We start from the raw sequence: 25,848 nt of genomic DNA, 5'->3' as shown, positions 1-25,848 counted from the left end.
AAAAATATACAGTATTGTCTACCCCCTCTTTGGTATGATTTTGGCACTTCATGAATATAAGAAGGAATAGATTTGGCAACACCATATATAACAATAGGCTGCCCCACTACTGGCGGTGGTCAAGTAATTTCTGGGAACAGTATGTTCCTAATTGACGGTATTCCCGTTGCCTGTGTCGGTGACAAAGCTACCTGTCCAACTCATAAAGTTGTTGCAATCATTGTGTCTGGCGACCCATATATGCAGATCTTTGGTAAAGCCGCTGCCCGTGTTAACGACTCTCTTTCATGTGGCTGTAAGTTATTACCTCAACAAAACTTAGTAGTTCAAGACAATGGCGGTGGTTCTGCACAAAGTTCACCAGCGAGTAAAGCTCAAACTCAAGATAGCTTTGTACCTCAGACTGATGAACACGGACTCAAGTTTCAGCTTAAAGATCAAGAAACTGGCAAGCCGCTTGCACAGCAATACTTTAAATTAAAAGGTCCTGACGGTACAGAGATTGAAGGTTTTACAGATAAAAGCGGTTATACCGAATTAATAAAAACAGGTACGGAAGCCAAAGAGGTTGATTTAACTACTTTTGACCTATCAAAACCTATGGATGCATGGAATTAAGAATGTCAGATAAGAATTTAGGAAATCCATACAGTCGTAATATACCGGGCTCATCACCTGCTTGGGATGCTTACCCTCATGAAGAGAAAGTTTGTGAAATAACAGAGCCTCTTTGCAATGACCATATTAAAGTTCGCAATTACGCGATGGTTAGACCATATAATTTTATGATGAATATTCAGCATTGGGCGGAGGTCGCAGATAATACAATCGAAATGCTGATGGCAGCTCGTTTCGGTATGGAATGGGATATTAATAAACTTAATGATGGTTACATGAGCGACCCCGCTTTTCATACCCGAATGTACATAAAATTTCAAAACTATGTGCTAAAACATTCAGTAAAAGAAATTCCACGTATTGTTGGAGAGTTTCAAAGTACAGCTTTTAAAGTACGCTTTCTGAGTACATTTGCAGTTGATGAACTTCTTGAATTACGTAATTTAAGTAAATTTGATCAAGGTAAAGAAATTTACTCTAAAATCGAAGATTTGAAAGATACGCTTAAAAAGTTAGATGTTGTTACTGCAACTAGGGACTTAGCAGATTTACAAATGAATCACGGCCCCCTACACATCAACCGAAATATGTTTAAAAAAGTCTTTGGCCAAGACTATAACCCTAAAATGATTCAGATCATGAAACAAAATAGAGAATATCCAGGAGACCCACATAATGTTGGCAAACAGAACTTATATTAAATTTATTTGTGTCCCTCTGTTTATGCTTTTCATTAATGGTTGTGCAAATACACAAGTAAATAACGATAGAGAAGCTTTAGTTAATGCAGGGCGTGGCGCAGTCAGTGTAATAACTACAGATTACCGAGTGTATAGATATGCTCTTCAAGAAAAAAATAGTGATGTCACTAAATCATTAGTTTATGCAACATTAACAAAAGCAAATGCGTTAAAAGCCTTTGAGGAAGGTGCTGGGAATGGTTATGTTATTGAAGAAAGTTTGAACACTAGTAAGCTAAATAAAATCTGCTGGATGGCGAAATTCGCTCGTGAAACAAAAGATGTAATCTCGCCTGAAGAACAAAATAACTATAAAGATATTTATGCTTGGCTTAACTCAAAAGAGCAAGTCTGGTTAAAAAAAATAAATTCTACTTATACCAAAGATGAGTTAGGACCTGACGATTGCCGTAAATAATGATTCATAAAAAGCCACTTATCTTAAGTGGCTTTTTTATTGAGTTTTTTTGGGATGGTTACCCATCTAAAGATAAGGTAAGAGTAGCTGTAATAGCGTTTTACTCTAAATCATCGCAAAAAATTAAAGTTCTGTTGTGGCATGGGGGCCTGATCACATTAAAAATATAACTAGAATTAAACTTTTAAAGTTTAATATTCATTTTTTGAAAAGATTTACGATATTCTGTTGGCGTGAGAGTCTCCCACTGTTTAAAAGCGCGACTAAATGCGCTTTGTTCTGCATAACCCAATAAAAAAGCAATTTTAGATAAAGATAAATCTGTTTCTACCAAATAATTTTTAGCAAGCTCTTTTCTTATATTTTTTACAATATCAGAGTATTGCAATCCACGTTGATTAAGCTTTCTATAAAATGTACGTACAGATAAATCCATTTGTATTGCGATATTTTGTACGGTGGGCTCTTTATTATTAAGCGTTTGAACAATGACTTCTTGTAGCTTTTTTAGAAAGCTATCAGCATTTGGTAAGGCTTTTAATAGTACTTCAGCTTGTTTATTAAGTAATTCTTTTAAATATGGATCCCCAGTTGGAATAGGCAAATAAAGCATATCAATAGGAAACCATAAACGTAAAGCATCTGAGTCAAAACTAACAGGACAACCATATACTTCTTCATGATGTCTTATTGTTTTAGGTTTGGTTGCTGAAAATTCAATTTTTAAAGGTTTAATATTATTATAGTGCAGTATATTTTGAAGTAACTTTAATACTCCAGAAATAAGTACCTCATTAGATAACTGGGAGTTTTTAACAATGACGGGTGTCCATGTCATTGCGAACTTATTTTGTTCAATATTTATAGAAAACTGCGCACTATTTTGTAATAAAGGCTGAAAGTTTTTAAAACTTTCAATAAAACTGATTACATTAGGGCTAGATAACGCTAAATATCCCAAAATATTGATATGACAAGGTTCAATCAGACTGCCAATATAATGCCCTAACACTGGAACAGGATATTTTTCATAAATAAGTTCCAATATTTCCCACCAAACTTCTAAATGAATCCGTTCTCGCCCTTTATATTGTCGAAGCAAAGTATTGACCTGATCAATATCTAACTGATTATTATGTATATAACTTTCAACTAATTCCAATAATATTCCAGGAATAGTAACTATTTCTGTCATAACATTCTCAGTGGCATAAAAAGATAAATTATAAAATTTAGTGTCAAGACAAACTGAAATACTAATCGTAATATCTTGGTTCTGAATCAATTCTACAGAAATCACATTTTCAATAATGTGTCATGTTAGGACAATTTTGTTTTATCCAGGGATTTATCTGCTAAGGATTTGGAAAAATGCAATAAGTTAGGATAGAAATAGAATAAAGTGAAGTTACGTCCTCAAGCATGATTACATAATTCAAGAAATACAATAGGTAAGAGGACATTTCATGAGAGAGCAAAAATCTTCCATTCTTTCAAAATGTATGGGAGGAGCCTTGATTGGCTTAAAGCCAATAGCGGATTCTGCTAGTTCTGGCTCTGTAGCGCCATTTAAGAATCCACAAATCATGATTCCTCGCTTTAATGATAATTGGTATTGCTGGTCACATTTTGGTTTGTTTTTTTCTGATTTACCTGAACCACATCGTTTTCTGAATATTATGATCTTGTTTGGTACCCCAGGGGCAATGGCGTTTGATCATGATTATTTAGTGAAAAATAATTCTCCGAGAACAACAGCGACATTATTTTCTGGTACCGCTGCATGCTCAGATTTTTTACTCAAAGGTTATATCATTAATGAAGAATGTCATGCGAATGCAGATGGCAGTGATATCACATTTGGACAAGAGTTAAAAATAGAAGGTAAATATCCGCATGTAAAATTAATTGGAAATTACGCTGGGTTAGATATTGATATTCAAGTTGATATTACCGATCAAGTTTCATACTTTGCAAAAAGTTTTATTTATGATCATTTAAGTTTATTAGCAACGTATGAAGGCCGAATCATATTTAATGGTCAGGAAACACCTGTTAAAGGATTATGTACTTACGAATATGCTCGCGCTTTTGGGTTATATAGTTTAAAAAATCAACCTATTGATTACCGTCATAAAATTCCTTTAAATTTCTTTACTTATCAAATTTTAAAAATTGATCAAGATATTCAAGTATTACTGACTAAAGCTGAAATATTAGGTGTACCCGTTTGTTATTGCATCCATGTACGTCGCTTAAACCAATCTTCTGAATATTATGATGACGTAAAATTTGAGGTTTTAGAATATTACGAACAAGAAAAAGTGGGTCTCAATGGCGGCTCAACGAAAGTACCTAAAAAATTATCTTGGATCGCCAAAGATAAGCAAGGAAATGTTCTGTTGTCTATCTTAGGTGATGCGGACACCGAATACCATTATGGCCATGGTGTGGGTTATTCGACCTGCTATAAATTTCATGGTGAGTTTGAAAATAGACCAATCGAAGGTCGATGTTATATGGAATATGTAGATATCCCATATTAAGCGTTCTTTCTTTATTTAATTTTTAATTACAGTTTGGACCTAATGATCAAAGGTCCTTGTATTCCCTCTGCCTTTTAGAAAGAACTTAACAAATTTAATGTTTAAGGAAAGTGAAATGAGTCAACTATCAACATCAACAGACTCAAGGATTAAAAATCTTGAAGTGATTGTAATTGGCGCTGGACTGTCAGGAATTGCGACAGGAGTAAAATTACTCAAATCAGGCACTAAAGATTTTTTAATTCTTGAAAAATCCAATGAAATTGGTGGAGTGTGGAGAGATAATACCTATCCTGGCTGTGAATGTGATATTCCTTCAGCACTCTACTCCTACTCTTTTGCACCGAATCCCAAATGGAACCATGTTTTTGCCAAACAAACTCAAATTAAGGAATATATAGAAGATGTTGCACATCAACATCATCTATATCCAAAAATTAAATTTAATCAAGAATTACAACAAGCAAAATGGCTACAACAAAAGCAATGTTGGGAAATTAAAACAGCCGAAACAACGTATTATGCAAAATTTGTTTTTTTCGCAGGTGGACCATTAAGCCAACCAGCAGTACCAAAAATCAATGGTATGTCAAAATTTAAAGGCAAAATGTTTCATTCAGCACAATGGGACCATTCCGTTGATTTAACAGGTAAGCGAGTTGCGGTTGTAGGTACAGGAGCTTCTGCAATTCAAATTATTCCAGCCATTCAAAAGCAAGTTGATCAGCTTTATGTATTTCAAAGAACGGCTCCATGGGTTATTCCTAAACCTAATATGGAACTAGGTAAACTCTCACAAAGTGCAATGAAAAATACGCCACTCCTTTTAAAATTTGTTCGATTATCGACAGACATTTCAATGGAATTATTGAGTCAAGCTGTAAGTCATCCAAAGTCTTTAGAAGCGACGGGTAAAGTATTGATCCAATGGATGCACTCTCAAATCAAAGATCCTAACTTACGTAAAAAAGTGACTCCACAATTTACGATGGGATGTAAAAGGATTCTCTTTTCAAATACTTATTATTCGGCTTTAGCAACAAGCAATACCACCGTCATTGCCCAAGGTGTCGAAGAAATGACCGAAAATGGAATTGTTGTCGATGGTAAAGAAATTCCTTTGGATATTATTATCTGGGGAACAGGCTTCGAAGTTACTCAAGCTCCAATTGCTAAGAAAATTGTCACAAAAACAGGAGAAACTCTCGCTGAAATGTGGTCAAAAAATAAAATGCAAGCGTATAAAGGCTGTGTAATTCAGAATGTACCAAATGCAATTTATGTGTTAGGACCTAATAGCTTAAATTATAATTCTTTTATTACTACGGCTGAAATTCATATTGGATATGGAATTCAAGCTATGAAATCAGTCATTAAAAAGCGTAAAAACTCTTTTGAAGTAAATTCTTTAGCAAATGATTCATATAATCAAAAATTACAACATGCTTTAGATAAAACAGTTTTTAATCGTGGTGGTTGTGTGAGTTATTACCTTGATGATCAAAGAGTCAATGTATCGAATTATCCTTGGACAATACAACATATGAGAAATGATCTCAGATATTTTGATGAACAGAATTATTCTTTCATATAACCAATAAGGTGAAAAAAGCAGATATTTGATATATCTGCTTTTTTACGTTTTATACCACGCCAAACTATAAAAAAATTGAGTGGCATTTCTTTTAAATACCACTCAATTTTCAGGATTTGACTAAAGGTTAGAAAACACTTTGCATCACTTGAAAGCTCTTTTAACCATATAGCCTTTAAGCAGTAGCAAGGGCGGCTGCTTTAAGTGCTTTGACTGCCGAAGAATTTTCCATCACTTGTAATGCTTTTGCTGTGTCACCCTCATAATATGGATGGTAACTCGGTCTGATCCAACGTTTTAAACTGCCCACCATTTCAACAAAACTAGGCACTTGTTTAGATCTTGCATTTTCAATGACTGATTGCTTCGCCACATTGAACAAATCAAGTTTTAGAGGAACATTAAGTTCTCTATCACCCTTGGCCAAACTTTTAAAGCAATGATGCAAAATCATAATAAAGGATGGTGCAACAGCAGCCATAATTGCTTGACGTTGGAGATACGCAAAGTTTTTATTTTCCTCACCACATAAATGCATATATAAATCAAAAGCGACACTACGATGTTCGACTTCTTCGGCAAGATGCCAAACAAACAAATCTGACATGGCCTCATCAGCCATTTGCTCCTGCCAAGGCTGTGTATCTAAACACCAAGTACCTAACATTGAAGTAAAATGCTCAACTGATGCTGCAATACCCACCCTTACAGTAAGCCAGTGAGGCTGCAAGCTTTTAGGTAAAGTTAAACCGAGTGGTGAATCAACTCCTAACTTTTTAAAAGCTAGTTCTATATAGTTTAATAGTCCGTCAATATCATAGCCGTAATGACGTAAATAATCCTGTGCGACCTTATGGGCAGCAGCATGATGTGCTTCTTGGGCAATAAAACCTTTGACATCAGAACGTAATTTTTCATCAGTCACAAAAGGTAATGCTTGATTAAATACACGACACATCCAAAGCTCACCTACAGGGAGGATTAAATGCACAGCATTAATTAAATGAGTTGCAAATGGATTGTCATAAATCCAGTAGTGTGGAGTTTGACTGAAATCAAACTTTACTTTGCGCTGTTTAATCGTGTGATTTTCTAAACGTTGTAATGGATGCATATCTATTCTCCCACTTTGACTGCATTAAAAAAATGCAGACTTAATTCTTGAGCATTTTGGTTAGGAATCCAGTGCGTAGCATCTAAAAATGCTTCACGATAAGTGTTGCTAAAATATTTTTTATTTAGGTGAGCACTTTTTTCCCATACGGCAATATCTTTTTTTCCCCAGACAAATAATGTGGGTACAGTGATTTTTTGAAAGATTGATCTTGGAGATGTCAGCGGCATACTTCGATACCAATTAATTGCCGTACCGATACGATCTTCCTCAATAAAATTTTGATTAAAATCTGCTATTTGCTCATCAGTCATTCCAGAGTTTTTAAGAAAATAATGTTTAAATTTAGGCATTTTTTTAAACACAAATTCTGGAATAACAGGTAACTGAAAAAAAGCCATATAGTAGGATGCAAAAATTTGCGCACTACTAAACATGGCTTGGATAAAAGCGCCCTTATGTGGAACAGATACTAGTGTTAGGTGTTTAATTACTTCGGGATTTCGTCTTGCAAGTTCACAAGCGACTATTGAACCCCAATCATGACCAATCAAATATACAGGCTGTTGAATCTTTTTAATAAATTGATAAACATCGCCAGCCAGTTGATCAATACGATATTGAAAGCGCCCTTTAGGAGAAGCATGCTTACTATAGCCACGCTGTTCAATCGCAAAAGTACGATAGCCATGTTGAATTAAAATATCACTGAGTTTTTCCCAGCTGCTGGCAACTTCCGGAAAACCATGTAATAAAATTACTGGCTTACCATCAAGTGGACCTGTATCAATAACTTTAAATTCAAATTCACCATGATTAAAATGTTGAATGCGCTGCGCTAAATAATTTTCGCTCTCAAATTTGAACTTTTCAGATAGATCAGGCTTAGATGTTTTTGCTTGAGTACTCATGTATATCCCTATAGCAAAGTAATGGTTATGCATTTCATACTGGCGAATAGCAATACTCTATTTCTGACAGGCACATTGAATAATTGCTAATCTGAGTAGGAATTTATAATCAGATTATCTTATGACTCAGAGGAATGTCTTGACAGCGATAGCCTTAGATTTGACTTTTTGTGCCATTATGAAAGAAATATTAATTTGGGGTTTTCCTTCATGAGAAACTACATAAAGCATCAATCATGAAGGGTAATGTTGTTTTTTATATCGCTGTTAATTCCTATTTCAAAAGGTAGGACACTTCCAGACGTGTTGGGTTCTTGAAGCCAACTTGTCCCTCTTTTTCGTTCTACCACCCTAATTAATTGACTGTGATTCTTAAGGATAGAGCTCCATAAATTCTAAGGAGTTGGGCATGACTATTTTTAAATTAACCCCTCTCCCTTTTAATTATTTTATTTAAAATTTAGGCTTTAGGGCCTAAACGGTTGGCTTAGCCCCTTTATCTCTGTATTGCAAAGGTGTCTTACTTTAAATCAGCGCAAAAAATTAAAGTTCTGTTGTAGCACGGGGGCCTTGGGGGGAAAGCTAACTGATTAATAATGACTAAGATATAACTTTACTTATCGGCCTTTTGAGTTCGCTCTACAGTAATATAGTCATTAGGAATCACTAACTGCTTTTCAATATCTTTCACTTTGTAAGAAACTAAAGTGCTTTTACCAATGCCTTGAAATAATACTTTAACATCTTTAAAAATAAAGGTTTTATACTGACTCAATTCTTTAGTGGTTGATTTTGGTAGTGCAATTAAATTTGCATAAGGTTCTTTGATGTATAAAGTCGCTTTTTCTACTCTTACACCAGTTTTTTGCATGGCATAGTTTAGAAACGTGTTACCAACCTCTTCAATAAAAAACATGGGGGTAAGTGGTATCAAAATCAAAACAATGGCGACTTGTAAGCTATCATTAATATGCGTTTCTAATCTCTTGAATTTCTTTATTGCAAATGTTTTAAGATGGTCACTTGCATCAGGGTCATCAATAATATCTTGTAAATTCTCAAACTTTATACGGAATTCTTTAATCTTCTGTCGGTTGATATAAAAAGGATAATAAGTAAAGGCAATAAAAAATACGGTAATACCTATGTAAAGATTGATTTTCCAATGCAATAAAAACAAACTATGAATAACATATAACAGATAAAGGGATGCAGCCAATGTGGTAATGCTAATCTTTGGAAATGGCAGTTTTTGTCCAATTCTGATATGAGGTGGTAAATACTTATCAACCACACTAAAGATGATATATGTCACTGGAACTAAGGAAATACCAAAGAAAAACAAAATCGTGCTTAGCCCCGCATAAATAATAGAACATGCTGCAAAAATCAGTAAAAAAATGAGCGTATCACCAAAGCTAATTTCCGAAGGGATATAGCTAATCGTCACTAAATATGCAACTAAGCATAGTATACCTATAGCAATAATGGCTTTAGTCATTGTGAGTGCTGTTTCATGCCACTGCCCCAGATTATTTAAAAATCTCGTTATTAAGTTGTTCATTTGATCTAACCAAAACTTATAAATTATTTAAAAATGAATGATTACCCTTTTCTTAAACCGCTCCCCAGCGGAGTAATCATCTTTTGAAATTTCCCCAAATTTCAGAGTATGTTTTCACATATTGTTTAGCTAATTGTCTCCTTTGGAATACCTTTGTCCCTTGTATGTTGCAATATGCTTGTGTCCCTTCAGATCAATAAAAAGTAAAGTTCTGTTTGTTAAAAAGGACTCATAATTAGAAAAAATCAATTAAATTTTTATTTCTACTATCTAAACTTATGCACTATCTACTTGTTTTTGCTGCCACTCTGCATAAGTTAAATGAGTATTTATTTCTTTCCACTCTTTTCGTCCATTTGATGAACGGCCTTGAATTACACCAGATGCTGCAGATGGGCTACTAAACAAATAATCTTGGTTAAAAGTAAAATCTTTAGAGTCAATAATTCCATTTTCAATTAAATAGTTACGCAATTTTGTATAATTAAAGGTAGAAGAGGATACTCTTTTTACTTGGGAACCTTTTAGAACAAAAAACTCTCCATCTATTTCTTGTGCTTTAGCATCTACTTCACGACTAGATAAATAAAAGTTTGCTGTTTTATCAATCTCAGGTTCTACAAAACTATGTGTTTTTGATAAGTATTGTTGATAGCTAGGTCTTTTTAAATCTTTTAGAAAATCATAACCTAATACAGGTAAAACAATTTGTATTTGCTCTAAAAAAAATTCCATATCAGCAATATCTGACTCAGGTAAGCGACTATAACTATGTGCTGTACCATTTTCGAGCTGACATTGTCCATTCCGTTTAGCAATATCCATCAAACGACTTTCAAGATATTTGATATGAGCTTTAGTCAGATTCTGGTCTTTGCTTGTAACTAAACAAACCTTTTCCCAGAAATCTTTTCCACCACTTTCTTCTGTTCGATTATGTTGTTTTAAACGATTAGCGACATCATCCGATTCCCCAATATAAACTCTTGGATATAATGGATTTTCTGGATCATGGCTAATGAGAAAATATACACCTGTTTTTGTACATTCATCACGCTGGATCAACTCTGCCAATTTACTACGAGGGGCAGAAAGCACATGTCCTATCCAGTTAATAATTTCAGCTGTTAAAATCCCATTAGGTGTTCCATCAACTAAAAATAACTTAACACTTTTACCTTGTCCCACTGCTTTCCCCTCTAAAGTACTGCAATCAAATTGAGTTCATCACATCACGATCAAAAACTATTTTTTATTAGTTAAAATAAACTCTCTTAAAAGTTTATCGGTTTTTACTTTAACCTTAAAGGCTGGGATTATTTGCCCTTCCTTCTTTTCAAAATACTGCTTTGCTTTAGCACTATCCACAGAATTCAACAATTCTCCAAAACGCCCAAACTCATCAATATTGTTTTCAGTAACATGTGCACTTAATATTTTTCTTAGCATTGACTCATCCAAGCCGAATGAACTAACTAACTCATATATTTCATCTTCTTTAGCTTTAAACTGATACTCAGTGATGTAATCTCTAAAAGTTTTTCCCTCTATTAATTTCACATCGCCACGTTGAACATCATGTAAAAAGATATTTGCAATTTTCTGTTCATCATGCGTCAAAGCTGCAAAACTTTTATGTAATTCATTTAGAGCTTGTTCAACAGATGCTACCTTTTCACCTTCGTAAAGTGCTTTTAAGTATTTAGTGAATCGGCTATTCATATAGTCCGAATCAATCTTATCAGTATCAATCTCTGTCAAATAACCTTCAATTTCAAATGGAACACCTCCACCACCGCCACCACTTCCCCCTTCAGAAAATAACTCCTTATAACGCAAAGCTAGAATCAAATAAGTCTGCTCATCTATTAGCACAGGAACAGGTAAGCCATTTAAGTCTTTATTATTAAAGCTATATGAGAGTGTATTCCAATTAAAGCCCTGAATTTTTGCAGCTTCCAAATGCTCATTAAATTGTTTAAATAGCTTTGCAAACTGACCACAGGCCTCTTTGTCTTCAGGTAACTTTTCAAAGTTTTCGATACTCGCACTTTTAAACAATTGTTCTATATCAACAAAATTTGAATTTAATTTTTTTAAGTTATCTTGCAGTTTATCTACAAATAAAGCCAAAGGTTTATCGCCTGAATACAACTTTACAGCCGAATCAATATTACGTTTCATCGTATGCGGACGTCGGTAATATCGAATGATACCGAATGGCTTATCTTTACCAAATAAGCGGTTAGTACGTGAGAATGCTTGAATCAAGTTTGCATATTCAAGCATTTTATCCAAGTACAAAGTATTGACCCATTTAGAGTCAAAACCTGTTAGCATTTGATCAACGACAATCAGTAGATCAAGCTGTTTTTCGGGGGTATGTTCTACACGTTTGTATAACTCTTTATGGGCTAAACGGTCTGCAATATCACGCTTCATTTTGGCATGGGTGGCTAGGCTGAACTCCATGCCATAGCGTATGTTATAGTCACTGATGATCTCAACTAAACCATCTTCTTTGAATTTAGCATTTTCGTTATTATCAATATTTGGATCAAACAGCGCCGTAATTTTTAGCTCAGGTTTATGCTTCTTAAATAAGCGATAATATTCAATTGCCTCGCTAATACTACTGGTCGCAAACATGCCATGAAATTTATTATTTTGGCTATATTGAATCCAGTTTTCTAAAATATCCTCAACGACTTTATTTTGATGTGCTGGACGACGATACTGCTCTGTCGGTATGTAATCCTCAATCCCTTTGATATAGTTATTGGCTTTGTCCCAATGACCTGCCATAGCAACCTGACTTTTATCCATAAAACGTAAGTAGATTTCTTTCTTTTTAGGATCGTCTAAAGCTTCTTTAATTGTATTGGCTTTTGCCTCATCCAAAGCCACGGCTTCACGTAATTTTGAATCTTTATAAGTTGAAATCAGGTAAGGATCAAAACCGAGTACATTTTTATCTCGAATGCCATCAGCGATACTATAACGGTGCAACTCATGACCGAATACTGTTGCTGTGGTATTCATTTTTTTTTCATTTTCGTCTTGAATAGGTGTGCCAGTAAAACCAAAGAAGACTGCCTGAGGAAAGGTTTCTTTAATTGTAATCAGCATATCACCAAAGGTTGAACGGTGTGCTTCGTCCACAATAATGACGATGCGTTTTTTCTGCATCTGCTCAATATCATGTGCTTTGAGTCCACCTTCTTCCTGTTTGATATTACTCATTTTTTGAATAGAGCTAACAATCAATACCTCATTTGGATTATTGCTCTTCAGCTTGTTAATCAATGCATAAGTATTTTCTGTAGACTTTACAAAATCATCCGTATCGGCAAAGTTGTTGTATTGTTCTAATGACTGAGTACCTAGTTCAATACGATCCATAAGGAAAATTACTTTTTCTGCATCTTTAGAGGTGGCGATGAGGTAGGCTGATTTAAAACTGGTCATGGTTTTACCCGAACCTGTGGTATGCCATATATACCCACCTAGCCGATCTCGCCCATCCCACTCAATACGTGCTACACGATCTGAAATCGCTCGTACAGCAAAGTATTGATAACTGCGCATCACCTTTAAAATACCATCTGTTTTATCCGCTACGGTGTAAAAACCAATAAGCTGATGTGCCATAGGAATAGAAAGCAAATGCGTGGCAATGTCTTTCCAATAATTGACTGGTTCATTATTAAAATCGGCCCAATTGAAGTAATAATTTGAATTAAAAACTCCATCTGGACCAGGATTAGCAAAGTATTTAGTTTCTCTAGGATTCATTGCAACAAAGATTTGTACCAATGAAAATAGTCCAGAGAAAATACCTGAACGGGCATAGTTTTCGATTTGATGTGCTGCCTGACTGACAGGGACACCAGAGCGTTTCAATTCGATATGAAACAGTGGCATACCGTTAATCAGCAACATAATATCGCCACGTCGATCATTTAAAATCGGTGAAGACGTTGGGAATTTGGGTTGTTGTACAATTTGATAACGGCTTTCTCCAGCCGCAATTTGCTGACGGTCATAAATACTGAGGCTAATTTCTTTACCTAAGTGTGTTGCATCATTTGGGTTGTCCCGTTTAATTGAAACTGTTTTACCGTTGATAAAGCCATTGAGTACCAAAGGTGTACGCAAGGTTTTTATTTGTTCTATGATTTGTGCCATTTCTGAGTCGGTCAGTGGCTGACCATTCAGCCGATCTATACCACTGTTATTTTCAAATAGAATTTTTGCCCAGTTGTTGATTAAATCCTGTTCCGTTGGATTTTTTAGAACCGTACTTTCCCAGCCCTTGTTAAAAAGAGTTTCGATAAATGCCTGTTCAAATGATGCTTCTGTTTTAAATGTCATGGTCTATTTTGAATTATCAAGTGGTATGGAGTTTTGTATTTAGTCGCCTGAAATTTCAAACGACTAATTTTAAATAAGCTAAACAAACATTTTTTCTAAAAATGCTTGTTTTAGATTTTTTAAGGTTTGAAGCTGTTGCTGTTGTAAAATAAGCATTTCATCGAGCTGTTTAAAGAAATTGCCAATTTCTTTCTGCTCTTCAGTACTAGGTATAGGAATAAGAAATCCAGCAAGATTTCTTGCAGATAAATTTGGCTGTGCAGCACCTTCATCAAAAATTGTTCTTTGACGATACTCAATATCAGAATTTAAAATCTGAAATAGAAAATTACCAATAATATTTTTTGGTCGAATAACTACAAGTGAAGATGCCACTGTCCCTTCAGTGAAATTATTAATGTATGCATTCTTTCCAAGAGTTCCTCGTAAGCAGTAAACTATATCGCCAAACTGGATTTTTGCACCGTTAAGCTGATTATATTTATCTCTTGTAATTTTATTTGCATTCTGAATATCTACTTTGCCATTTTGCAAATCACCAGCGTTGATAAATGGTATTCCAACAGATACCATATCGTCAGCATTTGGATAATTGCCCCCTCTGTCACCATTGAACATATCACAATACTCTCTGAGCTCATGATATTTCCAATCCCCACTAAACCCCTTTAAACGAATTTCAGGCTGCATACTTCCTGCTTTTGGAAACATTTTTCCCAGCATGGCTTTTTTGAGGTTTTGCGTTTGGCTAAGTTTCTTTTCTTGTAAAGCAATGGATTGATCAAAGTTTTGGAAAAAGTTGCCAATTTGGGTTTGTTCTGTTACAGAAGAAGGATATTTAATAATTGTTTTAGCAAGATTCGTCCGACTAACTGATAACACTTTAATGCCTTGCATCAAAGATAAAAGTTGATGGTGATAGGCATTTGAATTGAAGTAATGCCCCAAGTAATAAGGTGATAATTTTATCTTCGGACGATATGCCATGGTATGTAGGCCAGACACAATATAGTTATCATCTACAGCACTTATTTCAATTGCTTTCCCAACAGTTTCATCTTCTGCTGTATCAGCAAAAATAACATCGCCACTCTGTAAAAATTGGTTTTTGAAGTCAGAAATTTCACCGTCCGTAATAAATGGTATTTTATCATTTCTACAATCGAGAACAGCAGCATATTTTACAAGGATATCACCATAGTGAATATTCTTTATATGACCATTGTCATAGTTTAAATCAGCTCTTGAGAGTGTATTATTTGATAATGGTAGAAACATATCGCCTAAAGTTTGTTGATTCCAACTTTCGTTAAAACGCTTAAACCTAACTTCAGGGCATTTTGACTTTTCCACATTACACCCCTTTTAATAACGTCTGAAACTGTGCCAAACCTTGCATGTCAAAGTCATCACCTGTTAAATCATCAATCAAACTCGCTAGACTATTTTCAGCTTCACTAAGCTTTTGCGTAGTTTCAGTATAAGTCACTGCATACTTATCAGCCAAAGCCTGTACCACATCAGTCAAATGCTCAATCACTTCATTTGGCAGTGCCAAAATTGCAGAAACAATCGGTTGTACCCACTTCGCTTCCAACAATTCTAAAACCTGTGAATCTTGCAACACTTCAATCGTGGCTTTAGTCAACAAATGTAAAGTATTGGCATCGGCTTTAATCTCAGCTTTCAGCTCTTTTTCCTGCGCAAGCAAATCTTCCACTTGTAACAATTTCGCTTCTAAAGACTCTTCCGCAAAAGTAAAATTCGCCTGTAAACTTTTTAAATACACTTTTACTTTACCTAGCGCATAAGTGCCATTTTTATTGGCTTCAATCTTGGCCCATTGCACCTCAGGGTGTGCCTGTACAAACTTTTCCTGCTCAGGCTTTTTCGCTTTATTCGCAAGCAATTCTAAAAATTCATTGATCGCACGAATTTCAGGCGTTTCAATATCTTCAAAAGCCTGTTTCAAAGCTTTGGTAATTTCCGCTGTGACAAAAGCATCATTAGCATCGTTTAATAAAGTATCTTTTTCTTCTTCAGACAACGAGTCCATAATCGCTTCGATTTCAGCACTGGCTTCAGTTAAAGCTCGTTCTTTGCTTTGCAAAGCGGTGAGTTCATCAATGAGTAAATGTTGTTGCACCAAATCAAACGGCAACACATAACCCACCCAACCTTCTTGAACTTCCTGTTCCTTACCATCTTTCTTTTTAATAACCATATTTGGATTCACAATCTTGCCAGCAGTCAAACCTTCAGACTGAATGATCTCCAAATCGCCAGCAATACCTTGCCATTGATCATCCAAAGCCTGATATGCCTGATATTTATCAACTAGAGGAATATTTTCCAAACGCTTGAAAATATCCTGACTTAAAACATTTTCCTGCTGTGCAATATGCAAAGATTGCATCTTGCCAATCAACTCAGCTTTTAAATAATCTTGGAAATTAGCAAAAGCCGTATTAAATTGCGTTTTAAATGTCTGAACATTGGCATGCTGATGAATAGCGTTACTGATTTCTGACGTGACTAAATCGACATAAGGTGTGTCGCTATCGGTAAATAAGTCTTGGCGTAACTGCGGAAATGCCTTCCAATACTCGGCATGCGCATCGATTTCTTTCTTTGGAATACCGCCAAACATGGTGGCATAGATATCCCATGTTTCCGCTGTTACAGACGAATCTACATAACGAGGAATATTTAAGTTATAGCCTTGCTCACGAATTTCTTCCAAGCTGACTAATTTAGAAAATTTTTCAATATCTTTACGCTGTACGACAGTATCAACAATTTTCTTAATATTCGATGCTTGTAGATGGTTGTTTTTACCAACTTTGATAAAGCCTTTGGATGCATCAATAATAAGCACATCACTGCTTTGGCGACGCTGTTTTAAAATAATAATGACTGTTGGAATACCCGTACCAAAGAAAATATTGGCAGGTAATCCGATGATTGCATCAATATGCTTATTTTCAAGCAAGTTTTTACGAATACGCTCTTCTTCACCGCCACGGAATAATACGCCATGTGGCAAAACAATCGCCATGATGCCATCAGGTTTTAAATGATATAGATCATGCAGTAAGAAAGCATAATCTGCTTTAGTTTTTGGTGCTAAACCAAAACGAGCATAACGAGGGTCAGACTCTTTATTTGATGAATCCCATGCTTGCGAGTACGGTGGATTAGATACCACGGCATCGACATACAACGGCTCGTAGGTATTGATCGGATCATTGTCATCAAAATACGGCCAATCATCCTCTAAGGTATCGGCATTACGAGCAACAATATTGGCAGGCAAAATACCACGCATAACCAAGTTCATACGGGTTAAGTTATACGTGTTTTCCTTTAACTCTTGCGCGTAGTATTTGATTTTATTTTCATCATTGACATGTTTTGCAACAGAACTACCAATATTGATCAGCAATGATCCCGACCCACTCGTTGGATCGTAAATTTTTATTTCTTGTTGATCCTTTAACTGATGTGCAATGATTTCAGACATCAACACCGACACTTCATGTGGTGTATAGAACTCACCTGCTTTCTTACCTGCATTAGCTGCAAATGAACCAATCAAATATTCATAAATAAAACCAAGTACATCATAATCTTGCTTGTTATTCATCGGAATAACTTTGATCAATTGCAATAAATCACTGATAGCTTTAGTTTGACTGTTTGAGTTGTCACCGAGTTTACTTAAACCTGTTTCCAATGTTTTAAAAATACCATCAAATACTTTTTTATGTGATGGGCTGATTAAACGTGAAAAGGCAGAAAGCGCATCACGGACATTGCCAACGTTAAAGTCATTACCTTTTTTTAACCATGTTGAAAATAAGTTGTCATAAGCAATGAAATAACCAATACCATTTTTAATAAATTCAACAGTTTCAGGATCTTCTTCTGTGAGTGCTTCAATATCAGCCAGACTAAAGTCGTTAGCTTCTAAAAAGGCTTGCTCTTTGTCTGATAGAAATTTGTAGAACATGAACCCTAAGATGTAATCTTTATATTCATTTGCCTCAATTTTAGAGCGCATTTTGTTTGCGGAATCCCAAATTTTTGAGGCGAGTTGTTGCTTGTTCATAGATTCTCTACAGTTAGTTACAGCTGATAAAAGACTCTATAGCTCTAGAATAGACATGAGTACTTTTATTAGGATTGGATTTCGATTTTGAGTAGGTGCTTGGTCCTTAGTATTTTTACTAATTTGATTGAGCTTCTCAACCCAAAATTTGTAGAAATTTGAAGGAATCAAGACAGATATACCATTTCTATTATTTTTAACACTTATAATAATAGAAATGCCTTTGCATTCAGCATAACAAGATTAATTAGTACAATTTTTACATATATTTCAAAATACTAGCTTTCTGCTTCTTTGCAATTAGGATAACTCTAAAAAAGATTTAAATTTATAAAGATTAATTTGAGCTGTGAATATCCTACCAATCTATTAAAAGAAAAAGCCCCGAAACTTACGTTTCAGGGCTTTTCACGAATTTTGGTGGAGATGGCGGGAGTTGAACCCGCGTCCGCCAGCATTACGCTCGAGAATACTACATGCTTAGATATCGTCTATTGTTTTAACACCAAGTGACCCGACGAACAGGGTACAAGTTGCGATCCTCTAAGTTTGGTATAAAGCCCCGAGGCTTGACTCTATACGGACTTGTGTGCGTGCGCTACGGTCGGGTTCCTAAACCACAAGTATTCTAGGAAGCGGACAAACTGCCCTTAGGCAGCTAGAGCGTAAGTTTCGTCGTTTGCGACTAAAATATGCAAATTTGATTTACGAGAGAAAATGCGCTCTCGGCATGCATCTATGAGTTTCATCACCAGCGTCGAAGCCAATAACATCCCCATGAATGTCTGAGCATCATAGCATAACTAAAATAAAATACTGTGCATTTTATCAACAGTCCGCTACTGATGAACATATTTACATAATTGAGTGCCTTTTGTTTTTTTCAAGGGCTACATAAAAAAGCTGTCAAAAATGACAGCTTTTTTTTAAAGTTTGGCCTATAAAGCACCATTGCCTAACACAATACCCTCACGGCGTGGGTCTACCCCCCCTGCGTATTTAGTTTGATTATTAATGTTTACTTTCATAATGGTTGATATACCGCTGGTTTGCGCAGAGTTCGAAATGGTGTGCCCTTTTGCTTTTAAGCCTGCAATCAAATCAAGCATAGAAAGCTGAACATTCGAGCTATCGATATTAGTCGTTGGGCTATTGGTCGCACCGAAGTTTACAAGCGAGGTCGCTTGCTGTGCATTTAAGTTCCAGTCTAGTGCCCCCACCAAGGTTTTTACAACAAATTGAATGATGGTACCACCACCAGGTGAACCTGTTGCCATGTAAAACTCATCTGGCGTGGTGCCTTTAAACACTAAAGTTGGTGCCATGGTACTACGTGGACGTTTGCCTCCTTCTACACGGTTGGCAACCAGTGCCCCTGTGCTGTCATAAGGGTTAGCACTAAAGTCGGTTAACTGGTTTGTCAGTAAGAAGCCATCCACCATGTGGAATGAACCCATGCTTGACTCAACAGTCGATGTCATTGAAACCACATTGCCATAGGCATCTACAATCGTGAACTGAGTTGTGCCATGTTCAACAGTGGTGTCGACACCCGCAGCCGTATTGAAATTACCTGCTGGCGCTACGCCCATACTCTGGTTCGGGTTAATGAGTGCTGCACGTTGTTTTAAGTAATTTTTATCAATAAAACTTGGAATACCTTTTGCTGGTAAAGCGACAAAGTCGGTATCTGCCACATATTTATCGCGGTCAGCATAGGCCAAACGTTCTGCTTCAGACACTAAATGCACGCCCATCACGTCTGGCACACCACCTTCATTTTCAGGGTTTTTAGGTGGGTAAAGCGACATATCAAAGTTTTCTAAAATACCCAGCGTTTGCGCAACCGCAATCCCTCCCGAAGATGGAGGCGGCATGGTACATACGTAGTAACGGTCACGGTAAGTGGTGCAAATTGGGTCACGTTTTTTAACTTGATAGTTTGATAAATCCTGTAAGGTCATCAAACTTGGCGTAATTGGGGTACGTGCTGGGTCATCACCTACAGTTTGCCCTGCTTTTGCCACAATCGCTTGAGCAATCGGACCACTGTGTAGTGCATTTGCACCTTGTGCGGCAAGTGCTCCAAGCGTTTTTGCATATTCTTTATTGGTCATGATTTCGCCCACTTTGCGTGGTGAACCATCTGGATAGAAATAGGTCGCCATTGCATTTGCATCGAGCGACAAATCACTTGCATTACTTGTAATTGCATCGGCCAAACGACCCGGAATGCGGAAACCGTTGTCGGCCAAACCAATTGCTTCACCAAAAAGTTGGTTCCACTTGAGTTTGCCATGTTCTTGTTGTGCAAGTTCAAGTAAACGCATCACACCCGGTACACCAATTGAACGACCACTACGGCGAGCACTTGGTACAGGCGCTGGTGAATTTGGGTCATCCATATTTTGGCGAATTAAATAAAATGGGTTGGCTGCGGCTGGTGCGGTTTCACGGCCATCATAAGCCGTAACCTGTTTGGTTTTTGCATCGTAATACATCATAAAACCACTACCAGCAATCGTGCTCGATTGTGGTTCAACCAAACCAAGCACTGCTTGTACCGCAACCGCCGCATCGACTGCACTACCGCCTGCTCTTAAAACATCACAGCCTGCTTTTACCGCAAGTGGTGTATTTGCCACCACCATATATTTATCTGAATATTTAACGGTGTTACCTAGTTTGTAACCCGATGCTCCCTCAGGGGCTGCTGGGTCACCATTTTGGTTAGAACCTACGACCACGTTTGATCCATCTTGTGCCAGTTTGCTACAACTGGTCGGGTCGTTATCAACAACTAAATTAGGGGGAGTTGTATTTGAGTCATCCTTGGGTTGATCTGACGAAGAGTCATTTCCACATCCTTGTAATAAACCGACTGCTAATAAACTACTAAACAAAAATGAATATTTTATATTCACGTGATAACTCCAATATATATGCTTGCCTATCCATTCCATGCAATTGCCATGCAAGCTTCTTTCGTTTTCAGGTATTAAGTTTTTTTAATCTTTGATAAAAATAAGATTTTATAATAGTAAATGTTTAAGGGCGTTTTATCCTATGCCCTGTTTTAAGCCTCCTTGCTTGATATCACACGCTTTTATAACTCATCCGCCCGATTCTGGCATGCTTTATTCAACTAAATACAGGCAAAATCTACCATTTACAGACCTAACCTATTTTTTAATAGATCTAAAAAAAGCACCTCCGAAGAGATGCTTTTTTTTTGTTTAGTGTGACGGCATGCCGCCGACGCTACCTTTGGGTTTTGGGCATAGCCAAATCACCAGTCCCGCAAATACAAACACCATCGCAAACAGCAAGAACACATGGTTTGCCGACATGGTAATGGCTTCCTTATCGACAAGGTTTGAAATAATTCCCAATGTCGAGTCAGCCGTAAAACCATTTTGCAAAAGATTATTTTGAACTTCGGTTGCGTTTAGGTTTGACACCATTTCACTACGTGCAACTTTGGCATGGTCATCCCACACAGTCACCGCAATTGAAGCACCAATCGCCCCTGCCATGGTTCTTAAAAAGTTCATGAGGCCCGCAGCAGATGCAATTTCTTGCTGCAACACCGAACCAAGTGCAATGTTCGACAGTGGAATAAAGAAGAACGGTACAGCAAAACCTTGCAGGATTTGTGGCCAAGCCAGTGCCATAAAGTCAGCATCTGTGGTCCAGAATGCTCGCATTAAGGTCACAGCACCCAGCAAAATTAAACCAAAGCTCGCAAGCGCACGTGGGTCATGTTTGGTCGATAGCTTTGCCACAATTGGCGACATGGTCAAACTACCAAAGCCCATGGTTGCGGTTAAATAACCAGCCCATGTGGCGGTGTAGGAAAGGTTCATTTGCAGCCACTGCGGTATCAGTACAATACTGCCAAAGAACGCTCCAAAGCCGAGCGATAAGGCCAGTACCGAAATCGCAAAGCCCCTATGCCTAAACACTTTTACATCCACGACGGGGTGTTTATCGGTCAGCTCCCATATCAGGAACACGACAAAACCTATGGCGGCGGTTAATGCTAAAACGACAATACTGGTGCTATTAAACCAGTCACGTTCGTGCCCCAAGTCGAGCATGAGCTGTAGCGCACCAATCCAAAGTATTAACAGACCTAAACCGACCGTATCGATTCTTAAAGAAATCGTTTCTGTTTCGGCGGGTTTAAGCAATCGTATTGCTGCTAAAACACAAATAATGCCGACTGGTATGTTAATAAAGAAAATCCAGTGCCAAGACAGGTTATCACTAATTAAACCACCTAGAATTGGCCCTAAAATGGGCCCAACCACTGTGGTCATTGCCCATAGGCCCATCGCCTGTGCATGCTTTTCTTGAGGGAAAATTCGCATCAGCAAAGTTTGGCTGAGCGGCATGAGCGGGCCACCGCATAGACCTTGTCCAATACGGAAAAACACCAACATGCCTAACGAGTTTGCCAAACCGCACAAAAACGAAAAAATGGTAAAACCAATCAGGCCAAAAATAAAAACCCGAACGGTTCCAAAACGGCCAGCAAGCCAACCTGTTAAAGGTACACAAATCGCTTCTGCAACTGCATATGAGGTAACAACCCATGTTCCTTGTGTGCTGGAAACGGCAAGGTTACCGGTAATATGCGGTACAGATACGTTGGCAATGGTCGTATCAAGCACGACCATAAAGTTCGACAAGGCAATTACAAACGCTGCCAGTAATAAACGGCCACCGCTTAATTCGGCAAAAGGTGTTTGCGTTTTCATAAGCGTTTACTTCGCAGATAGGTCGACTTTTGCTTCCATCGACAAGCCAACACGCAGTGGGTGTTCAGCAAGTTCTTTCGGGTCAAGTGCAATACGAACTGGTAAGCGTTGAACCACTTTAATCCAGTTACCTGTTGCGTTTTGAGCCGGAATTAAGGCAAAGGCAGAGCCTGTACCACCAGAGAAGCCCATCACTTTGCCGTGATATTCAACATCGTCGCCATATAAATCTGAAGTAAGTATAACTGGCTGACCCGGACGGACTTTTTTCAACTGACTTTCTTTAAAGTTAGCATCTACATATAAATCGTTAAGCGGCACAATCATCATCATGCTGGCACCGGGTGCAACACGTTGGCCCACTTGAATATTACGACGCGTTACCACGCCATCGACTGGCGCACGAATTGCGGTACGTTCTAAATCAAGTTGAGCTTGTTCAACATGTGCCTGTGCAACTTGTACATCAGGAGTTGAAACTTCATTTACACCCTGAATTAACGCTTCGTTTGCAGCTAAGGTACTTTCAGCAGCTTTACGACTTGAAGATGCTTGCGCCAAACCTGCTTTAGCAAGCTCTAAGCCTGCTTTGGCTGTTTCAACTGCACTTTGTGCCTTAGTGAGTTCTTCTTTAGACACTGCACCAGACGCTGCAAGTTGCGCACGGCGGTTCAGCTCTAAAGCGGCTCTGTCGTAGTCGGCTTGTGCTTGAGCAACTTGTGCTTTGGCACTATTAATTTCATCGGCATGAACGACAACCTGAGAGTTTAAAGAGCTACTGTTTGCCGCAGTCTGTTTGTATTGGCGTTTTGCTTTAGCAAGCTCTGCCTCGGCTTGCGCCAATGCAATTTTGGCATCACGGTCATCAATACGAACCAGCACGTCACCACGATGTACCGTTTGGGTATCTTTTACCAAAACCTGAGCAACCTGCCCGCTCACCATTGAAGTGATTTGTGCGGTTTCTGCACCGACATAGGCATTATCCGTACTCACGGAATGATTTAAAAATAAGGCCCAGATTGCATATAAAATAGCGGCGATCAATAAAATCAGCGCAAAAAAACCAAGAAATTTTTTACGCTTGTTTTGATTGTTATCATCCGAGGCAGATGTTGTTGGCACTGTTTCTTGTACATTGCTTTGTGCATCAGTCATGGTATGTTCCTAAAGATGAGTTGGCTTTGCCATCAATCTCGCACTACATCTTGTTATAGAGTTTTTATTATTCTATAAACAAGACATATCGCATTGTCAAAGGAGACAATTTTAACGCTAAAACCTCATGATATGAGAATAAAAAATTATAACTAATGCGTTCGTTCTAATTAAATTAATGTTTATCTCAAAGTTTTTATGAAAATTTCATCTTTTTAAACACTAAAAAAAGCGCACTTGGCGCTTTTTAAATCCTTAAATGCCCCATTTAGTAGGCATATGAGGCAATTCCCGCAGCAATTGCTTTATTTTCGTCATTGACCATCGTCATGCGCATGGTACAGCCCTTACGACCCAAACGTAGAACTTCAGCACGTGCAATAAAGTATTTACCACGCCCCGGTGCCAAATAATCCACACGCATGTCGACTGTTGCCAAACGTGTTACCTGTTTAATGGTTTCAGGCAGGGTTTCTGGGGTTGAACGGCGATATAAATGTTCCATGGCCACAATTCCACCAATACTGTCTAGCAAGGTTGCAGCGACACCACCATGTAAAACCTGAAAAGCTAAATTACCAATCAGGTCAGGTTGCATTTCAACATAGCCTTCAATCTGCCCATCGACCACACGCATAATCATTCCACTATGCTTAAAAAAAGGACAGCTATTAAACGCCTTACATAATTGGTTAAGAACTACATTCAGATCAGTTTTTGACCCTAATTGTATGTTTCCAGTCCAATTTTTCTTTTCATCACTCATACGTTGCCTAAATTAAAAAGCATGCTAAACACCCATAATTTTGTACAAATCCAGCATTATGGGGCTACAATACAGCAGTCGGTTGACAGTAATGGAATATCCGCCAACCTATCCTAGTGTAATACCGAACATCGAGATTGTTATGACTTATACGTTCAATCGTCCTGCATTTCCAGCTACTCGCATGCGCCGTATTCGTAAAAATGACCAGTTGCGTGCGATGGTCAGCGAAACACAGCTCACTACCAATCACTTGATTTATCCAGTATTTGTATTACCGGGGCAAAATCAAACCCAAGATATTCCAAGTATGCCAAACATTCAGCGTTTGTCGGCAGATTTATTACTGAAAAAAGCTGAAAGACTTCTAGAATTAGGCGTATCAAAACTGGCTCTTTTTCCAGTTACCCCGCAAGAAGATAAAAGCCTCACCGCAGAGGCTGCATGGCATGAAAATGGTTTAGTACAAACCACCTGCCGTTTGCTTAAAAAAGAATTACCAGAAATGGTGTTAATCACCGATGGTGCCCTCGACCCATACACTACACATGGTCAAGACGGCATTATTGATGACACTGGTTATGTGCTGAATGACGAGACTGTAGAATGCTTGATTAAACAAGCGTTAAGTCACGCAGAAGCAGGTGCCGAAGTGATTGCACCAAGTGACATGATGGATGGCCGTATTGGTGCTATTCGTCAAGCTTTAGAAGCCAATGGTCACATCTATACCAACATCATGGCCTACTCTGCAAAATACGCATCTAGCTTCTATGGTCCGTTCCGTGATGCTGTTGGCTCTGCATCCAACCTTAAAGGTGGTAATAAATATAACTACCAGATGGACTTTGCCAACCGTGCCGAAGCTTTACATGAAATCGCGCTTGATATTCAAGAAGGCGCCGACATGGTGATTGTAAAACCGGGCATGCCATATCTGGATGTGGTACGTGAAGTAAAAGATACCTTTGGTGTTCCAACATTCATTTATCAAGTGAGTGGCGAATATGCCATGTTGGCAGGCGCTATTCAAAATGGCTGGTTATCAGACTCGGTTATTTTAGAATCACTCATGTGCTGCCGCCGTGCTGGTGCAGATGGAATCTGGACTTACTTTGCAGAAACCGCTGCCGAAAAACTCAAGGAAATGAACTAAGTTCGCAGAGAAAGG

Annotated in this window: 18 protein-coding genes and 1 other RNA gene; 6 read left to right on the top strand and 13 right to left on the bottom strand. The window is 37.6% G+C overall.

Annotation, left to right across the window (positions count from 1 at the left end):
- Window positions 1–72 precede the first annotated feature (72 nt).
- The 3 genes from I5515_RS11350 to I5515_RS11340 are packed head-to-tail and all read left to right on the top strand — an operon-like array spanning window position 73 to window position 1,776.
- Complete coding sequence (locus I5515_RS11350) at window positions 73–618, top strand: PAAR domain-containing protein (RefSeq protein ID WP_199966810.1); 546 nt, start codon at window positions 73–75, stop codon at window positions 616–618.
- Between the two features lie 2 nt (window positions 619–620).
- Window positions 621–1,319 carry a hypothetical protein gene (locus I5515_RS11345; protein ID WP_199966808.1) on the top strand — a complete coding sequence of 233 codons (699 nt, stop codon included), beginning with the start codon at window positions 621–623 and terminating at the stop codon, window positions 1,317–1,319.
- Entirely contained in the window at window positions 1,294–1,776 is a 483-nt protein-coding gene (locus tag I5515_RS11340) for a hypothetical protein (RefSeq protein WP_199966806.1), read from the top strand. Before I5515_RS11345 ends, I5515_RS11340 begins: the two co-directional genes overlap by 26 nt.
- 184 nt (window positions 1,777–1,960) lie before the next feature.
- Here I5515_RS11340 and I5515_RS11335 read toward each other — a convergent pair whose 3' ends face one another.
- A complete protein-coding gene (locus I5515_RS11335; protein ID WP_199966804.1) occupies window positions 1,961–2,971 on the bottom strand; it encodes an AraC family transcriptional regulator in 1,011 nt (336 codons plus the stop codon).
- A gap of 271 nt (window positions 2,972–3,242) precedes the next feature.
- On the opposite strand from I5515_RS11335, the gene I5515_RS11330 reads away from it, so the two are divergent.
- Both I5515_RS11330 and I5515_RS11325 read left to right on the top strand, forming a co-directional pair.
- Entirely contained in the window at window positions 3,243–4,322 is a 1,080-nt protein-coding gene (locus I5515_RS11330; RefSeq protein ID WP_199966795.1) for a DUF6670 family protein, read from the top strand.
- Window positions 4,323–4,437: 115 nt separating this feature from the next.
- Complete coding sequence (locus I5515_RS11325) at window positions 4,438–5,916, top strand: flavin-containing monooxygenase (protein ID WP_199966793.1); 1,479 nt, start codon at window positions 4,438–4,440, stop codon at window positions 5,914–5,916.
- A gap of 175 nt (window positions 5,917–6,091) precedes the next feature.
- Here I5515_RS11325 and I5515_RS11320 read toward each other — a convergent pair whose 3' ends face one another.
- From I5515_RS11320 to I5515_RS11265, 12 genes are all read right to left on the bottom strand, one after another.
- Window positions 6,092–7,030, bottom strand: a complete 939-nt coding sequence (locus I5515_RS11320) for a metal-dependent hydrolase (RefSeq protein WP_199966791.1) — start codon at window positions 7,028–7,030, stop codon at window positions 6,092–6,094.
- A 2-nt stretch (window positions 7,031–7,032) separates the two neighbouring features.
- Window positions 7,033–7,941, bottom strand: a complete 909-nt coding sequence (locus tag I5515_RS11315) for an alpha/beta fold hydrolase (RefSeq protein ID WP_199966789.1) — start codon at window positions 7,939–7,941, stop codon at window positions 7,033–7,035.
- Between the two features lie 613 nt (window positions 7,942–8,554).
- Entirely contained in the window at window positions 8,555–9,505 is a 951-nt protein-coding gene (locus tag I5515_RS11310) for a hypothetical protein (RefSeq protein WP_199966787.1), read from the bottom strand.
- Between the two features lie 276 nt (window positions 9,506–9,781).
- On the bottom strand, window positions 9,782–10,693 hold the full coding sequence (locus tag I5515_RS11305) for a GIY-YIG nuclease family protein (RefSeq protein ID WP_199966785.1): 912 nt from the start codon (window positions 10,691–10,693) through the stop codon (window positions 9,782–9,784).
- Window positions 10,694–10,750: 57 nt separating this feature from the next.
- Window positions 10,751–13,879 (bottom strand): type I restriction endonuclease subunit R, EcoR124 family, encoded by a 3,129-nt coding sequence (locus I5515_RS11300; RefSeq protein WP_199966783.1) that lies wholly within the window; start codon window positions 13,877–13,879, stop codon window positions 10,751–10,753.
- Window positions 13,880–13,957: 78 nt separating this feature from the next.
- Window positions 13,958–15,232: a restriction endonuclease subunit S gene (locus I5515_RS17630; RefSeq protein ID WP_199966781.1), complete on the bottom strand. Its 1,275-nt coding sequence runs from the start codon at window positions 15,230–15,232 to the stop codon at window positions 13,958–13,960.
- 1 nt (window position 15,233) lies between these two features.
- Window positions 15,234–17,990, bottom strand: coding sequence for a type I restriction-modification system subunit M (locus I5515_RS11290; RefSeq protein WP_199966779.1), 2,757 nt, complete (start codon window positions 17,988–17,990; stop codon window positions 15,234–15,236).
- Between the two features lie 418 nt (window positions 17,991–18,408).
- Window positions 18,409–18,767, bottom strand: a transfer-messenger RNA (tmRNA) gene (gene ssrA, locus I5515_RS11285).
- 161 nt (window positions 18,768–18,928) lie between these two features.
- Window positions 18,929–20,914: a gamma-glutamyltransferase family protein gene (locus I5515_RS11280; protein WP_199966777.1), complete on the bottom strand. Its 1,986-nt coding sequence runs from the start codon at window positions 20,912–20,914 to the stop codon at window positions 18,929–18,931.
- 312 nt (window positions 20,915–21,226) lie between these two features.
- The gene (locus I5515_RS11275; protein ID WP_199966775.1) at window positions 21,227–22,753 is read right to left on the bottom strand and encodes a DHA2 family efflux MFS transporter permease subunit; all 1,527 of its coding nucleotides are present in this window, start codon (window positions 22,751–22,753) and stop codon (window positions 21,227–21,229) included.
- A gap of 6 nt (window positions 22,754–22,759) precedes the next feature.
- Window positions 22,760–23,911, bottom strand: coding sequence for an EmrA/EmrK family multidrug efflux transporter periplasmic adaptor subunit (locus tag I5515_RS11270; RefSeq protein WP_199966774.1), 1,152 nt, complete (start codon window positions 23,909–23,911; stop codon window positions 22,760–22,762).
- A gap of 268 nt (window positions 23,912–24,179) precedes the next feature.
- Window positions 24,180–24,677, bottom strand: a complete 498-nt coding sequence (locus tag I5515_RS11265) for a thioesterase family protein (protein WP_199966771.1) — start codon at window positions 24,675–24,677, stop codon at window positions 24,180–24,182.
- Window positions 24,678–24,819: 142 nt separating this feature from the next.
- Here I5515_RS11265 and hemB point away from each other — a divergent pair, with 142 nt between their 5' ends.
- Window positions 24,820–25,833, top strand: coding sequence for a porphobilinogen synthase (gene hemB / locus I5515_RS11260; RefSeq protein WP_199967299.1), 1,014 nt, complete (start codon window positions 24,820–24,822; stop codon window positions 25,831–25,833).
- The last annotated feature ends 15 nt before the right edge of the window (window positions 25,834–25,848 follow it).

It is taken from the genome of Acinetobacter calcoaceticus (genome assembly GCF_016508255.1).
GTDB classification, from domain to species: domain Bacteria; phylum Pseudomonadota; class Gammaproteobacteria; order Pseudomonadales; family Moraxellaceae; genus Acinetobacter; species Acinetobacter calcoaceticus_E.
Note: the sequence above shows the minus strand (reverse complement) of the source record. Positions and strands in the feature narration are given on the sequence as shown.

Excerpts from the sequence above, each read along its gene's own strand:
- hemB (WP_199967299.1), top strand. The coding sequence starts at position 24,820 with ATGACTTATACGTTCAATCGTCCTGCATTTCCAGCTACTCGCATGCGC.
- I5515_RS11300 (WP_199966783.1), bottom strand. The coding sequence starts at position 13,879 with ATGACATTTAAAACAGAAGCATCATTTGAACAGGCATTTATCGAAACT.
- I5515_RS11325 (WP_199966793.1), top strand. The coding sequence starts at position 4,438 with ATGAGTCAACTATCAACATCAACAGACTCAAGGATTAAAAATCTTGAA.
- I5515_RS11320 (WP_199966791.1), bottom strand. The coding sequence starts at position 7,030 with ATGCATCCATTACAACGTTTAGAAAATCACACGATTAAACAGCGCAAA.
- I5515_RS11290 (WP_199966779.1), bottom strand. The coding sequence starts at position 17,990 with ATGAACAAGCAACAACTCGCCTCAAAAATTTGGGATTCCGCAAACAAA.
- I5515_RS11270 (WP_199966774.1), bottom strand. The coding sequence starts at position 23,911 with ATGACTGATGCACAAAGCAATGTACAAGAAACAGTGCCAACAACATCT.
- I5515_RS11265 (WP_199966771.1), bottom strand. The coding sequence starts at position 24,677 with ATGAGTGATGAAAAGAAAAATTGGACTGGAAACATACAATTAGGGTCA.
- I5515_RS11330 (WP_199966795.1), top strand. The coding sequence starts at position 3,243 with ATGAGAGAGCAAAAATCTTCCATTCTTTCAAAATGTATGGGAGGAGCC.
- I5515_RS11345 (WP_199966808.1), top strand. The coding sequence starts at position 621 with ATGTCAGATAAGAATTTAGGAAATCCATACAGTCGTAATATACCGGGC.
- I5515_RS11340 (WP_199966806.1), top strand. The coding sequence starts at position 1,294 with ATGTTGGCAAACAGAACTTATATTAAATTTATTTGTGTCCCTCTGTTT.
- I5515_RS11335 (WP_199966804.1), bottom strand. The coding sequence starts at position 2,971 with ATGACAGAAATAGTTACTATTCCTGGAATATTATTGGAATTAGTTGAA.
- I5515_RS11315 (WP_199966789.1), bottom strand. The coding sequence starts at position 7,941 with ATGAGTACTCAAGCAAAAACATCTAAGCCTGATCTATCTGAAAAGTTC.
- I5515_RS11310 (WP_199966787.1), bottom strand. The coding sequence starts at position 9,505 with ATGAACAACTTAATAACGAGATTTTTAAATAATCTGGGGCAGTGGCAT.
- I5515_RS11275 (WP_199966775.1), bottom strand. The coding sequence starts at position 22,753 with ATGAAAACGCAAACACCTTTTGCCGAATTAAGCGGTGGCCGTTTATTA.